Genomic DNA, 15045 nt, shown 5'->3' with positions numbered 1-15045 from the left:
ACCGCGGAGGTGGCTCGGGGCTCAGGGCCGCGCCTTGGCCGCGATGCGCCGCACCGCCTCGGCGAGGTCCTCCTCGGGTTTGAGCAGGCTCAGCCGCACGTATCCCTCGCCGGACGCGCCGAAGCAGGAGCCGGGCATGACGGCCACGCCGGCCGTGTGCAGCAGGAAGTCGGTGAATTGGTCGGAGCTTCCCGCGCCGGCGGGCACCTCCATCCACGCGAACAGGCCGCCGTGCGAGTCGAGCACGCGGAATCCGGCGGCGTTGAGCCCGTCGTGGAGCACCTCGTAGCGGCGGCGGTAGCGGCCGGCGAGCGCGGCCACGCTTGACTGGTCGGAGTTCAGGGCCGCGGTGCCGGCGTCCTGGATGACGCTGGGTGCGAGCACGGTGGTCTGGCGGTGCACGGCCTTGGCGGCGGCCAGCACGTCGGCGTTGCCGGCCACGAACCCGCCGCGCCACCCGGCCACCATGTACATCTTGGACAGGGAGCACAGCTCCACGGCCACGTCCTTCGCGCCCGGCGTCTCCAGCAGGCTGATCGCGGGCCGTTCGTCGAAGCCGAGCCTCGCGTAGGCGAAGTCGTTCATCACCGCGAAATGGTGTTTTTTGGCGAGCCGCACGGCCGCGGCGTAGAGCTCCGGCGTGGCGACGGCTCCGGTGGGGTTGTTCGGATAGTTGAGGATGAGCAGCTTGGCCTCGTCCAGCAGGACGGGGTCCACGGCGTCGAGGTCCGGCAGGAACCCGTGCGCGGCGTCGGTGGGGATGGTGACGAACCGGCCCTTCGCCACGGCGGCGGAGCCCTCGTACTGCGGGTAGTACGGCTCGACGGCGAGCACGGTGTCGCCTTCGTCCACGAGCGCCTCGATGACGGTGTCGATGCCCACCGAGGAGCCGGACGTGGCGAGCAGTTCGGTGGCCGGGTCCAGCGTCACGCCGTGCCGACGCGCGTACCAGCCGGCCGCGGCCCTGATGTACGCGGGCTTGCCGTCGAAGGGCGCGTACCGGAAGTCCGCCGGTTCGTAGGCGGCCCTGGCGAGCGCGTCCTTGACGAATTCGGGCGGCTGGCCGTCCGGGTTGCCCTTGGACAGGTCGATCACGTCCTCGCCGGCGGCGACGGCGGCCGCGGCGCGCGCGTCGGCCTCCGCGAAGGGATTGCCGGGCAGGGCGAGCGCCCGCTTGGAGATCAGCGATGCGATGGGCGACGGTGTTGACGGCATGGTTTTCGCTTCCTTGGCTTCGTGTCCGGCTCCACGGCAAGAAAACTGCCGGCCGATCCTGTGGCGATCGGCCGGCAGCTGTTATTGGCAATTGGCAGTGATTGGTACGTTGGCCCGGTCCGGTTTTCCCCCGTCCGGTGATTCCCAGTGTAGGCCGGACGCGCCGCACAGTCCACGGCGTGGCTATAGGGGTTCCTTATGGACGGTTACAATGGCGCACATGAGCAATGTGAACGTTTCCCCGTCCGTGTCCCCCTCCTCCGCCGGCCGTCCGCTCGGCACGCCGCTGGGCGTGCGCCCGACCCGGGTGCTGTTCCTCGGCGCCGGCGAGCTCGGCAAGGAGGTCGCCATCGAACTCATGCGGCTGGGCGCGTGGGTGTGCGCGGCCGACTCCTACGCGGGTGCGCCGGCACAGCAGGTGGCGCACGAGTCCCGCGTGCTCGACATGGCGAACGCCGGGGAGCTGCGCGCGCTGTTCGACGAGGTGAGGCCGGACATCGTCGTGCCGGAGGTGGAGGCCATCGCCACGTCGGAGCTGGCCGGGGCGGCGGCGCGCGGCGTGCAGGTGGTGCCGAGCGCCGAGATCGCGGCGATTTGCATGGACCGCGAGCGCCTGCGGGTGCTGGCCCACGAGGAGCTGGGCCTGCCGACCACGCCGTACCGTTTCGCGGGTTCGCTCGGGGAGCTGCGCGAGGGAGCCGAGGCCGTGGGCTATCCGTGCGTGGTCAAGCCGGTGATGAGCTCGTCCGGCCACGGGCAGTCGGTGGTGCGTTCCGCGGACGCGATCGACGCCGCGTGGACCGAGGCGCAGGAGGGCCGGCGTGCGGCGGACGAGGGCGACGTGTCCCGCGTGATCGTGGAGGCGCTGGCCCCGCTGGACTATGAGCTGACGGTGCTCACCGTCTCCTCGTCCGCGGGCATCGTGACCTGTGCGCCGATCGGGCAGCGTCAGGAGTCGGGCGACTACCGCGAGTCCTGGCAGCCCGCCGCCTCGTCCGGCGCGGTGCTGGCGGAGGCGTCGCGCATCGCGCACGCGGCCGTGGAGGGGCTGGTCGCCAGGGCCAAGGCGTCCGGCGAGACCGGCTGGGGCGTGTTCGGCGTGGAGCTGTTCGTGCTGAAGGACGGTTCGATCCTGTTCAACGAGGTCTCCCCCCGCCCGCACGACACGGGCATGGTGACCATGGCTTCGCAGCGCCTGAGCGAGTTCGCGCTGCACGCCCGCGCGATTCTGGGCCTGCCGGTGACCGAGAGGCACGTGGCCCTCTCGCTTCCCGAGGGCGCGGTGGCCGCGAGCCATGCGATCGTGGTCGAGGGCGACGGCGAGGCGGTCTTTACGAACGTGCCGGAGGCATTGGGCGAGCCCGGAACCGACCTGCGCATCTTCGCCAAGCCGGAGGTGCACGGGCACCGCCGCATGGCCGTCGCGCTGGCCGTGGGGTCCTCCGAGGCCGACGCGCGAGCCAAGGCCGCCCGGGTGGCCGACGCGCTCACGATCGACGTGCGCTGAGCGGCTGCCGACCGTTCACCGAGTGTTGGCTGACTCACGCCGATTCATACCGATGGTGGCCCGTGCTTGGTCACGCGCTTGGTCACGCAATGTGACGCTGCACGTGACCGAGCACGGGCCACCTTATGAGCCGAAACACGGGAACGGCTTCATTCCAAGGATTTCAGCTGTCTGTGACGGAGCGCGGACGGGCAACGTCACGGACATTGTCACAGCCGGACAACGTCACGCGCAGCGTCACGTCAGGGTACCGTCACGCCCGCCGTTCATCCGCCGCCCGCCCTCGCTCACGGCAGCATGGCTTCGATGTTGTTGCCGTCCGGGTCGTGGATGAAGGCGGCGTAATACGTGGGCCCGTAGGCGGGGCGCGGGCCGGGCTGGCCGTTGTCCGTGCCGCCGGCGGCGAGCCCCGCCGCGTGGAACGCCTTCACCGCGTCCTCGTCCTTGGCGCGGAAGGCGATGTGCTCGGTGACGAGCCGCTGGTCGGGCGATTTCGGGGATTCGATCCACACGCCGTCGCCGTCCTCGTCGTTCGCGAAGCAGATGGCGCCCGGGAACTCCACCTTTTTGACGTAGCCGAGCGGGGCGAGCAGCTTGGCGTAGAATTCCGCGCGTTCGGCGGCGTCCCTGACGAACAGTCCTACATGATCGATCATCGTTGACCTCCTTGCAATCATATGCGACCGTGATGGCGCCATTCCATTATCACAGGGGTTCGAGCATCACAGCGATTCGAGTTCGCGGCCGCGCGTTTCGCGGGCGAACAGGTAGACGACCGAGCCGAGGGCCATGCACGCCCCGAAGAACGCAAACGCCGTGGTGACCACCGTGATGTCGATGCGCTGGGAGACGTAGCCACCGCCCACCAGCAGGCCCATGAACGCCGGGCCGACCACCTTCGCGGTGGCGCCGAAGCCGTAGCCGAGCCCCAGCGCGGTGGAGCGCACGTCGTTGGGGAACTGCTCGCCGCCGAACGCGTTGAGGATGCCGAACACGCCGTCCCCGAACGTCATGACCACGAGCACGGCCGCGTAGAACGCCCATCCGGACGTGCGGAGGAACGCGGCGGCGAAACAGCCCGCGGCGCCAATCATGCCAAAGACGAACATGGTGGCGCGCCGGCCGATGGCATCCGCCAGCCATGCGGAGGCGAGACGGCCCGCCACGTCGGCGAGGGACACGCCCACGAACAGCAGGGCGACCATGCGCGTGGGGAACCCGAAGGCGTCCTTGAGCAGGGTCTGCCCCCAGGATTGGACGGCGAACCCGCCCAGGATGAAGCAGAACGAACCGACGCCCACGATGGCGAGGGACCGCCCGTGGCACGTGAACACCGTGCGCCAGCGGGCCGGGTCGGGCGCGGCGGGACGCCCGGGCAGCGCGGCCACCTGTTCGACGGGGATCTCCATGGCCCACGCCAGCGCCTCGCGCGCCTTGTCGGGACGGCCCGCCATCTGCCAGTAGCGCGGCGATTCGGGCACCATGCGCAGCCAGACGAGCAGCAGGGCGGGGATGGCGCCGAACGCCATGAGCGCGCGCCAGTCGTCGCCCACGAGGCCCTGCGCCGCCGCACCGAGGAGCATGCCGACGGGGATGAACACGGAGACGAGCCCGGACAGCAGGCCGCGGTGGCGGGTGGGCACGAACTCCTGCACGTACGGGATGGAGGTGATGTTCATGCCGCCCACGCCCACACCGACGCCCACGCGCAGCAGGGCGAGCGCCAGCCACGCCCGGTCGGGCAGGAACACGGAGACGACGGTGAAGCCCACGAAGCACGCGATGCACCACGCGTGGGCGCGCTTGCGGCCGAGGCGGTCGGCCAGATGGCCCCACAGGACGGAGCCGATCACCGTGCCGAGCCCCGAGCAGGCGAGGATGGCCCCGGCCTCGAACCCGGTGAGCCGCCACGCGGCGGTGAGCACGGAGACGACGAACCCGATGAGGAACATGTCGAAGAACTCCGAGACATTGCTCATCACCATGAGCGCGATGACGCTGCGCTGGTGCCCGGTGAGCGGGCGCGAGTCGATCTGTTCGTATGCCGTTGCGGCTGATGCCATGGTCAATCCTCTCTCCGCCCGCCACTCTACGCCGTCCGCGCGCCACGGGCGCCATGCGGGGCGACGCGCGGGCGAAATGTAGCCGGCGATTGGTAGCCTTTTACCGTTAGTTCACCCGGAATTCCACTCCACAAAGAGTGTTTGGAAGGCGAGTCATGGAGAAACTGGAAAAGCTCTACGAGGGCAAGGCCAAGCAGCTGTACGCAACCGACGATCCGGAGATCCTCTGGGTCGAGTACAAGAACACCGCCACCGCCGGCGACGGCGAGAAGAAGGAGGACTTCACCGGCAAGGGCCGCCTGAACAACCTCATCACCACCATCATCTTCGACCTGCTCAAGAAGCGCGGCATCGACAGCCACCTCGTCAAGCGCGTGAACGACACCGCCCAGCTGGTGCGCAAGATGGACATGTTCCCGCTGGAGATCGTGCTGCGCAACACCGCCGCCGGCCACTTCTGCTCGCGCCTCGGCGTCGAGGAGGGCCTGCCGCTCAAGGAGCCGGTGCTCGAGTACTTCCTCAAGAACGACGAGCTGCACGATCCGTTCGTCAACGACGACGATCTCGTGGCCCTGGGCGTGTGCACCCGCGAGGACCTCGCCGAGATCGCCCCGCTGGCCCGCCGCATCAACGAGGCCCTGATCGACATCTTCGCCAAGATCGACGTCAAGCTCGTGGACTTCAAGATCGAGATGGGCCGCGCCTCCGACGGCACGCTCCTGCTGGCCGACGAGATCACCCCGGACTCCTGCCGTCTGTGGGACCAGCGCGATCACTCCGGCAAGGTCGAGCATCTGGACAAGGACCTGTTCCGCCGCGGCCTCGGCAGCATCATCCCCGCCTATGAGGAGATCGAGGGCCGTCTGGCCGAGCTCGCCAAGTCCGAGGGCATCGAGATCGACTGATCTGCTTCACCGAGGCTCCCTGGCTCAGGGGGCCTCGTTTTCGGTTTCAAGAACTTTTCGACCCTACGGTCGACTTTCGTTTTTCAGGAAAGGACAACAGCAGTGGTTTTTCGCGTGTACGTGGAAAAGAAGCCCGGCTTCGACGTCGAGGCGCAGCAGCTTGCGGGCGAGCTGCGCACGATTCTGGGCGTTTCCGGCCTGAAGGCCGTGCGCATCGTGAACCGGTACGACGTGGAGGGCATCAGCGAGGAGCTGTTCCGCGAGGCCACCCCCACCGTGTTCAGCGAGCCGCAGGTGGACGACGTGTCCGCCGATCTGCCCGACTTCGGCGGCGCGGCCGTGTTCGCCACCGAATACCTGCCCGGCCAGTTCGACCAGCGCGCCGATTCCGCCAGCGAGTGCATCCAGCTCATCTCGCAGGGCGAGCGCCCCACCGTCCGCTCCGCCAAGGTGTACGCCCTCGAAGGCGAGCTCACGGACGCGGACGTGGAGGCCATCAAGCGCTACGTGATCAACCCGGTGGAGGCGCGCGAGGCGTCCCTCGAGCCGAAGACCACGCTGAAGACCCAGGTGCCCACCCCCGGCAAGGTGGAGGTCATCGCCGGCTTCAACGAGATGGACGCCGAGGCGGGCCAGAGGTTCATCGACGAGCGCGGCCTCGCCATGGATCTGGCGGACCTCGAGTTCTGCCAGCGCTACTTCGCCGAGGAGGGCCGCGAGCCCACCATCACCGAGATCAAGGTGATCGACACCTACTGGTCCGACCACTGCCGCCACACCACGTTCGGCACCGAGCTGGACGAGGTGGCGATCGACGACGCGACCGTGAAGGCCGCCTTCGACCGCTACCTTGAAATCCGCCACGAGCTGGGCCGCGACGCCAAGCCCGTGTGCCTCATGGACATGGGCACGATCGGCGCCAAGTGGCTCAGGAAGAACGGCATCCTGAGGAACCTCGACGAGTCCGAGGAGATCAACGCCTGCACCGTCAAGGTGAAGGTGGACGTCAACGGCGAGGATCAGGACTGGCTGTTCCTGTTCAAGAACGAGACGCACAACCATCCCACCGAGATCGAGCCCTTCGGCGGCGCGGCCACCTGCATCGGCGGCTGCATCCGCGACCCCCTGTCGGGCCGCTCCTACGTGTACCAGGCCATGCGCGTCACCGGCGCCGCGGATCCGACCGTCCCGGTCTCCGAAACGCTCGAGGGCAAGCTCCCCCAGCGCAAGCTCGTGACCACCGCCGCGGCCGGCTACAGCTCCTACGGCAACCAGATCGGACTCGCGACCGGTCAGGTGGACGAGATCTACCACCCCGGCTACGTGGCCAAGCGCATGGAGGTGGGCGCCGTCGTGGCCGCCACCCCGGCCGACCACGTGCGCCGCGAGACCCCGGCCCCCGGCGACAGGATCATCCTGCTCGGCGGCCGCACGGGCCGCGACGGCATCGGCGGCGCGACCGGCGCGTCCAAGGCCCACAACGTGGAGTCCCTGGAGCTCGACGGCGCCGAGGTGCAGAAGGGCAACGCGCCCGTGGAGCGCAAGCTGCAGCGCCTGTTCCGCCGCGGCGACGCCTGCCGTCTGATCAAGCGCTGCAACGACTTCGGCGCGGGCGGCGTGTCCGTGGCCGTGGGCGAGCTCGCGGACGGCCTGTACGTGGACCTCAACACCGTGCCCAAGAAGTACGAGGGTCTGGACGGCACCGAGCTGGCGATCTCCGAGTCGCAGGAGCGCATGGCCGTGGACGTGGCCGCCGAGGACGTGGACGAGTTCATGAAGTACGCCCGCGAGGAGAACCTCGAGGCGACCGTGATCGCCACCGTGACCGAGGACCCGCGCATGGTGATGACGTGGAACGGCGACGAGATCGTGAACCTCAAGCGCTCGTTCCTCGCCTCCAACGGCGCCTCCAAGCACCAGATCGTGCACGTCGAGGCCCAGCAGGGCTACGCGACGCCGGCCGCTTGGCGCTCCGGCTCGCTGGCCGAGCGCATGCACGCGCTGGTCACCGACCTCAACGTGGCCTCCAACAAGGGCCTTTCCGAGCGCTTCGACTCCACGATCGGCGCGGGCACCGTGCTCATGCCGTTCGGCGGACGCCGCCAGCTCACCCCGAATCTGGCCATGGTCGCCAAGATCCCGGTGTTCGGCGAGACCACCACCGCCTCCGCGATGGCCTGGGGCTTCAACCCGTACCTCATGGAGAAGAACCAGTTCACCGGCGCGTACCTGTCCGTGGTCGAGTCGCTGGCCAAGCTCGTGGCCTCCGGCTTCGAGCACGAGAAGGCGTACCTGAGCTTCCAAGAATACTTCGAGAAACTGCGCGACGAGCCGGAGCGCTGGGGCAAGCCGACCGCGGCCGTGCTGGGCGCGCTCATGGCGCAGATCGATCTGGGCGCCGGCGCGATCGGCGGCAAGGACTCCATGTCCGGCTCGTTCGAAAACCTCGACGTGCCGCCCACGCTGATCTCCTTCGCCGTGGCCGTGGGCAACATGAAGCGCACCACCTCCCCCGAGTTCAAGGGCGCCGGCCACCGTCTGGTGCGCATCGCGCCGCGCTACCTCGCCGACGGCCTCACGCCGGACAAGGACGCGCTGCTCGAGGCGTTCTCCCTCGTCGAGGAGCTCACCGACCCGTCGCACCACGTGGCGCTGGCCGTCTCCACCCCGGGCTACGGCGGCACCGCCGAGGCGCTGTTCAAGATGACGCTCGGCAACCGCATCGGCCTCGCCCTGAACGACGGCATCGCCGCGGACGACCTGTTCGCCCCGGCGTACGGCTCGTTCATCGTGGAGCTCGCGGACAACGAGAAGGTCCCGGCCTCCTCCAACCTCGTCGAGGTGGGCGAGATCGGCGTCACCACGTCCGACTACGCCTTCAGGGCCGCCGGCGAGACGCTGGACCTAGACGACGTGCAGGAGGCGTGGGAGTCCGGCATCGAGTCGGTGTTCCCGTACCGTTCCAAGAACGTGGCCGCCGCCGCGGCGGACGCGGGCAGGACCGTCGAGGCCGTGACGTTCGAGGCCCCGAAGAAGACCGTGTACGTGGGCGCCCCGGTCGCGAAGCCCCATGTGGTTATCCCCGTGTTCCCGGGCAACAACTGCGAGTACGATTCGGCCGCCGCGTTCGAGCGCGCCGGCGCGGACGTGACCACGCTGATCGTGAACAACCTCACGCCCGAGGACGTGGCCAGGTCCACCGCCGCGCTGGCCGAGGAGATCGGCCGCAGCCAGATCGTGATGATCCCCGGCGGCTTCTCCGGCGGCGACGAGCCGGACGGCTCCGCGAAGTTCATCACCGCGTTCTTCCGCGCGCCCGCGGTCACCGAGGCCGTGCGGGACCTCCTTAGGAACCGCGACGGCCTGATGCTGGGCATTTGCAACGGCTTCCAGGCGCTCATCAAGCTGGGTCTGGTGCCGTTCGGCGACATCGTGCCGATGACCGCCGAATGCCCGACGCTGACGTTCAACACGATCGGCCGCCACCAGAGCCGTCTGGTGCGCACGCGCGTCGCGTCGAACCTCTCCCCGTGGCTGGCGAAGACCGAGGTGGGCGACGTGCACACCGTGGCCATCTCCCACGGCGAGGGCCGCTTCGTGGCCGCCGAGCCGGTGCTGGAGCAGCTCAGGGCCAACGGCCAGATCGCCACGCAGTACGTGGACGAGGACGGCGTGCCCGGCATGGACCTCGCGGTGAACCCGAACGGCTCGCTGCTCGCCATCGAGGGCATCACCAGCCCGGACGGCCGCGTGTTCGGCAAGATGGGCCACTCGGAGCGTTCCGGCAACGGCCTGTACCTCAACGTGCCCGGCGACAAGTACCAGCCGATCTTCGAGGCCGGCGTGGAGTACTTCGCGGCCTGATCCGGCGTTGTTCTCCGGGGTTTCCGGTCTTTCCGGGAATCTGATCGGTCCCGTTCATCGGATGCAAAGGCGGGGCCCGTTCCATTTGGCGTGGAACGGGCCCCGCTTTTGCGTGTACGCTGCCGGGCGTCCTCCGGTCGTCTCATTCCTCCGCATCCCTCCGATCGCAGGATACCCGGCAGCGCACACACAGCCGCATCCGCCGAAAACGACTTGAAACCAAGAAAACCGGTGTTTTTACGCGTGCGCCCGGTGCACGGATCGTGATTTCTCCGTTCCGTGAACCGGGCGCACGCAGCATGCCGGCGGTTTGCCGAGGCGCTTTACAGTCCGGCGGGCCGCGGAGCCTCCAGCGTTTCGAGGGCCGAGTGGTCGAAGTCGGAGACCGGCGGATGACCGGGGCGGGACATGTCGTTCATGACGGCGAAGTTGAGGCCGATAAGCAGGCCGCCGCCCACGAAGTTGCCGAGCAGCACCACGACGATGGTCACGATGGCCAGCCACGGGTTCACGGCGCCGTGGAGACCGACGATGAGGAACAGCACCGAGTCGGCGATGGAGTGCTCGAAGCCGAGGTAGGCGAACACGAACACGGCCACGATCATGATCACGCACTTGGTGAAGTCGTTGACGAGCTTGCCGTTGTAGACCATGAGCATGCCGATGTTGATGCAGAAGTTGCAGAAGATGGCGCGTACGAACAGGTCCGCCACGCCGAAGACGCCCTGCGTCACATAGGAGGTTTTGGCGTGCGCGGCGGCGATCATCTGCACGATGGTCACGCCGTCGGTGATGGTCGACCCGCGCAGGAGGATCGCCACGATGAGGCCTCCGACGAGGTTGCCGACGAGGCACAGGCCGAGCAGGCGCAGCGAGTGCAGCCATCCGATGCGCTTGTGGTAGGCGCCGATGGACACGATCATCATGTTGGAGGTGAGCAGCTCGGAGTTGGTGTAGTAGATGAGCACGAGCGCCCAGCCGAAGGTGAGGCAGGCGAGCACCTTGCCCGCGAGCGCCATCTGGGGGCCCTGCGCGACGAATGTGGCGCTGATGACGAAGAACGTGGTGAAGAAGATGCCGACGAAGAATCCGGCCATGACCGCTCGCTGCATGTACTTGCCGCGCAGCTTGCCGGTCATTTCCTCCTTGCTGTCCAGCGCGTCGAGCACGGTGCTGATGAAGGTGCGCCCGGGGAACAGCGGGTGCATGGCGGGAGCCGGAGCCGCGGCCACGCCCGCCACGGGCGCCGCCGAGGCGGGCTGTTCCGCCTGATGAATGTTGTCGTCCATATTTCTCTCTTCCATATTCACCGTTCCAGTCTGCCCATGCCGGGCCCGCCGCCACGCGGCGCGCCGCTATGAGATGCGTCACACCACGGACGTCCCCGCCGGCCGCCATGTCCCTGGCCGTCATATCCCTCATGACGACACGGGCGCCGGCACAGTCACGTCGCCGCATCTCTTTCGGCGCATGTCACGCGCTTGGCATCATGCGACGCGCGATGGGGCGCTGTCATGATCATGTCGCCACACGTCGTCATCGTCATCGCCATCGCACGTCATGTCACGCCGTCATACCGTCATGCCGTTGCATATCCTGCGCCAGCATGGTTGCCGCCACGCCCATGCCGCCGGCCGCTTGGATTTTCTTCCCGGCGGCGACGCCTGAATCCTTCGGCCGCGGCGCCGACAAGACGGCACACGGGCAGCAGATAGAGGAAGCACGCCGCAGCCATGCTCGCCGTGGGCGCGCCGATGATGGACAGCGGTACCGCGCCGGCGATCGACCAAGGCACCAGAGCCGGCACGACCACGGCGGAATCCTCCATGTCGATAGCCTGTTGCTCGTTCGGCTTCATGCCGGGTCGGGCGCTCTTCTTGTCAGTCGCCGTTTTCCCTGTCCCATCAGCCTCCGTCCCATCGATCCCCGTCTTATCGGCCCTTGTCCCGAAACCCGGATCAGCGGCCGATTCGTCTCCCGGAACGGCGTTGGGAGAGCCGTTCCGGGAGGAGCCCGAACCGGAACCCCGGTACACGCCGCCACACAGCTGATGGGTGAGCATGATGGTCAGCGTCTGGTTGCACGCAACCATGGCCGTCGCGGTCGCGGTGACGAGCGTGGCCGCATATGTCCCGGCGCGCAAGCCGATGCCCTCGATGCCCCGTTGGAGTCCTCCGAGCATGCCGGTTTGCGCGAAGATGCCGGCGTATGCCGAGGAAATGCACACAATCGCGCCCACGGTGACCATGGAGAGCACGCCGCCGCCGTTGAGCAGCGCGCCGACGGACGGATCGGGCGCCGCATACCCGAAGACGACGGTGGCGAGCAGATCCCTCCAACCCGTGCGCTGCACGCCGATGCAGACCGCGACGGACGCCAGAATGCTCGTCAGCATGGTCACCCGCACGTCTATGCGCGCGATGGCCAGCGCGATCACCAGCAACGCCGGCACGACAACCGGCCAGCGCAGGTCAAAGGAGCCGTTCAGCATCCCCACGACGTTTGCCGATGTCCCGCCGTCCGAGACGGTTCCCGCTTCCCCGTCGGCCCCAAAGGGCCCGACGCCGGGCCACGCGGCGACGGCGTAGATCAGGCACGACAGCACGAAGGGGATCAGCCCCGTGCGCAGCATCCGGCCGAGATTGCCGAACAGGTTGGTGTGGGTGAGCTGTTTGACGAGCAGGGCGCTGGTGGAAACCGGCGAGCAACGGTCCCCGACGTAGACGCCGGCGAGAACGGCGCCGCCGAGCAGCATCCCGTTGGTGCCCATGGCCTGCCCCAGCGCCATGCACATGGTGCCCATGGTGGCGGCGCTGGCGAAGGACGACCCGATGAGCGCCGACATGCCCGCGCACAGCAGGAAGCTCAGCGGAACCACGGTCGCGGCATGCGCGGCCGGCACCGCGTGCACGATGACGAAGGCGACCGTCCCGCCGATTCGCCACAGCGAGGTCAGCACGCCGATGAGCGCGAACGTCACCAGAATGATGCCGGCGTCCTTCACGCTGCGCAGGGCGCGGACCGCCATGGGCTTCGCCGCGTGACCGGTTAGCAGTCCGTAGCCGAAGAACAGCGCGAGGCCTCCGACCAGCGCGGGCACGATCGACCATCCAACGGCCACGCTGGCGAAAAGCGCCGCGCAGAATACGACCATCGTCGCCGTCTCCAGCATGCTTCGCCCCTTCCCTACCGATTGTTCGCCGTGTGAAACGCATCCGGGCCGCCGTCCCGAGACGGGACGGGCATCGCGGTCCCACCGCATCGTTCCCGCGCGACACGCACGACGATCGGGAACGACGAAGTCATGGTCCCAGCAGGCGCGCGCCCGCGCATAACCGCCATTGTCCCCGCGCGACGTCCGCCCGTCCAGCGTCGTCTCACTCCCATATCGACTCCCCCGCGTCACGGTATCGCCGCTCCACCTCGCCCGCAGTGCGGCTCAGCGCCGATTCATAGCCCGCGAGCGCCGCAAACGGCATGAACTGCGCGGCGCGCTTGTCCCGGGACATGGGCGGGTGTCCCGGCACGACAGGTCTTGCAAGCGCGATGATGTCGTCATACCGGTCGGTCGGGCACAGCACGCCGCGAGGCAGCGCCTGCGCCATGCCCGGCTGCCTGCGTTGCGAGCGCGCCCGCGCGCCCGGATCCCGCGCCAACGGCATCCACGTCTGATCCCGTGCGTTGATCCATACCGGCAGCAGCCTCTCGACGTTGCCGTCGTCACCGCGACGCACGCGGACCGACCGCCCGTCGCCGGCCGCGTGCCCGCCGATCTGTTCGTTGCGGTCGCGTCCCGTGGCGCCCTCCTCGAAGCTCGTGCCCCTGAGCACGGCGTTCCCGCCGAACTTGCTCCGAACCGCGAGCATGGCCCGCTGCACTTCGCGTTCACGCCGCCCCGCATCGGATGCCGGCGCGGCCGCGAACCCGCCATCGTCCGCATCGGTCTCGGCGCGGGTCTCGTCGAACAGGTCGGGCTGCTCATAGCGCACCGAACCCGGCCCGGATGCCGGTCGCACGTCGCCCACCTCCACGGTGACGCGGCGCACCATGAGCCGCGGATCGACGATGCGGTCGTACAACGCCATGACCGCACCGGCAATGGCACGGGCCGAAGAGGTGTGACGCCCCAGCTCCGCGCATCCGCCCGCCGGTTTGGGGACCTTACGCCCGTACCAGTCGGACACGTGCATCTCCACGTCATGCGGCCGTCGCACCTTACGGTCGTACCCCACGAACAGACCGACGCGGTTCGTCACCTTTCCCCCGCCCGTCAGCTCCATCGCCATGGCGTCCGCCATCTCGCGAACCACCACACGCGCCTTCTCATAGGGGTAGGCGCAGTGCAGCACCTGCCCCGAGCTCAGCGAACTTTCCCCGGGACGGTACGTTTTGATGTCCGCGATGGTGCACGGCTCCCGCCCCCATGCATGGTCGATGAGCAGCTCCGCGTTCACGCCGAAGAGCCTGTGCAACAGATCGGCGTTGTAGAACTCGTCCGTCCTCCCCAGCGAGCAGCGGGCAATGTCCCCCATCGTCTCCAAGCCGTAATCGGCGAGCCGCTTGGCATAGCCCCGCCCCACACGCCAGAAGTCGGTGAGGGGCCGGTGGTTCCACAGCAGCCGCCGGTACGACGCCTCGTCGAGCTCCGCGATGCGCACGCCGTCGCCGTCCGCGGGCATGTGCTTGGCGACGATGTCCATGGCCACCTTCGCCAGATACATGTTGGTGCCGATGCCGGCGGTGGCGGTGATGCCGGTCCGGTCCAGAATGTCCCCGACGATCATGCGCGCCAACTCGTGCGCCGTCCTGCCGAAATAGCGCAGATAGCGCGTGACGTCGATGAACACCTCGTCGATCGAGTAGACGTGGATGTCCTCGGGCGAGGCGTACTGCAGGTAGATGCCGTAGATGCCGGAGCTGACCTCCAGATAATGCGCCATGCGGGGCTTCACCACCAGATACGCGGCGCCCAGCTCCGGTGAGGCGCCAAGCCGGTCCGCATCCCACGACTCGCCGCGCAGCCGGCGCCCCGGCGCCCTGAGACGCCGCTGCTCGTTGACGGAACGCATGCGCTCCACCACTTCGAACAGCCTCGGCCTGCCCGGCAGACCACACGCCTTGAGCGAGGGCGAGACCGCCAGACAGATGGTCTTTTCCGTACGGCCCACATCCGCCACCACGAGATTCGTGGACAGCGGGTCCAAGCCCAGCGCGGCGCATTCCGCCGAGGCATAGAACGACTTCAGATCGATGGCCAGATAGGTGCGGGACCCCATCGTCGACCTCCTTTCGGGATCGGTGTGCGGACAGACGAAACGGCGGCACAGAAGTAGAACTTTTGTTCGACTTCTTGCCCACAACCATAGCACATCTCTCGAACATAAGTTCGACACGCGGAATTTTCCGCGGAAAACCCGGCGTGGCGGGGTCGTCTCGGCAAGGATGTATCCGCCGATTGGTAACGTGGAGCAGTATCGAAACGGCGATACTC

8 protein-coding genes and 1 pseudogene are annotated in these 15045 nt (G+C 68.1%); 3 read left to right on the top strand and 6 right to left on the bottom strand.

From position 1 onward, the window contains the following. Positions 1-21: 21 nt before the first annotated feature. Positions 22-1215, bottom strand: coding sequence for a pyridoxal phosphate-dependent aminotransferase (locus DSM100685_RS06210; RefSeq protein WP_152350487.1), 1194 nt, complete (start codon positions 1213-1215; stop codon positions 22-24). 220 nt (positions 1216-1435) lie between these two features. On the opposite strand from DSM100685_RS06210, the gene purT reads away from it, so the two are divergent. Continuing rightward, positions 1436-2722, top strand: a complete 1287-nt coding sequence (gene purT / locus DSM100685_RS06205; protein WP_163200814.1) for a formate-dependent phosphoribosylglycinamide formyltransferase — start codon at positions 1436-1438, stop codon at positions 2720-2722. 287 nt (positions 2723-3009) lie between these two features. On the opposite strand, the gene DSM100685_RS06200 is transcribed toward purT, so the two are convergent. Then, positions 3010-3378 carry a VOC family protein gene (locus DSM100685_RS06200; protein WP_152350485.1) on the bottom strand — a complete coding sequence of 123 codons (369 nt, stop codon included), beginning with the start codon at positions 3376-3378 and terminating at the stop codon, positions 3010-3012. 66 nt (positions 3379-3444) lie between these two features. After that, entirely contained in the window at positions 3445-4785 is a 1341-nt protein-coding gene (locus DSM100685_RS06195) for an MFS transporter (protein ID WP_152350484.1), read from the bottom strand. 155 nt (positions 4786-4940) lie between these two features. Here DSM100685_RS06195 and purC point away from each other — a divergent pair, with 155 nt between their 5' ends. Together purC and DSM100685_RS06185 are read left to right on the top strand one after the other, a co-directional pair. Then, entirely contained in the window at positions 4941-5690 is a 750-nt protein-coding gene (gene purC / locus DSM100685_RS06190) for a phosphoribosylaminoimidazolesuccinocarboxamide synthase (protein ID WP_152350483.1), read from the top strand. A 102-nt stretch (positions 5691-5792) separates the two neighbouring features. Then, positions 5793-9554, top strand: a complete 3762-nt coding sequence (locus DSM100685_RS06185; RefSeq protein WP_152350482.1) for a phosphoribosylformylglycinamidine synthase — start codon at positions 5793-5795, stop codon at positions 9552-9554. Between the two features lie 323 nt (positions 9555-9877). Here the strand turns inward: DSM100685_RS06185 and DSM100685_RS06180 are convergent, their stop codons facing one another. The 3 genes and pseudogenes from DSM100685_RS06180 to DSM100685_RS06165 all read right to left on the bottom strand — a co-directional run. After that, on the bottom strand, positions 9878-10843 hold the full coding sequence (locus DSM100685_RS06180; protein WP_239512603.1) for a formate/nitrite transporter family protein: 966 nt from the start codon (positions 10841-10843) through the stop codon (positions 9878-9880). A 290-nt stretch (positions 10844-11133) separates the two neighbouring features. Continuing rightward, entirely contained in the window at positions 11134-12726 is a 1593-nt protein-coding gene (locus DSM100685_RS06170; RefSeq protein ID WP_239512604.1) for a Na+/H+ antiporter NhaC family protein, read from the bottom strand. Positions 12727-13309: 583 nt separating this feature from the next. Then, positions 13310-14830 (bottom strand): annotated as a pseudogene (locus DSM100685_RS06165) (Y-family DNA polymerase); the annotation flags it as partial. Between the last annotated feature and the right edge of the window lie 215 nt (positions 14831-15045).

It is taken from the genome of Bifidobacterium avesanii, from assembly GCF_009299475.1.
GTDB lineage: Bacteria > Actinomycetota > Actinomycetes > Actinomycetales > Bifidobacteriaceae > Bifidobacterium > Bifidobacterium avesanii.
Note: the sequence above shows the minus strand (reverse complement) of the source record. Positions and strands in the feature narration are given on the sequence as shown.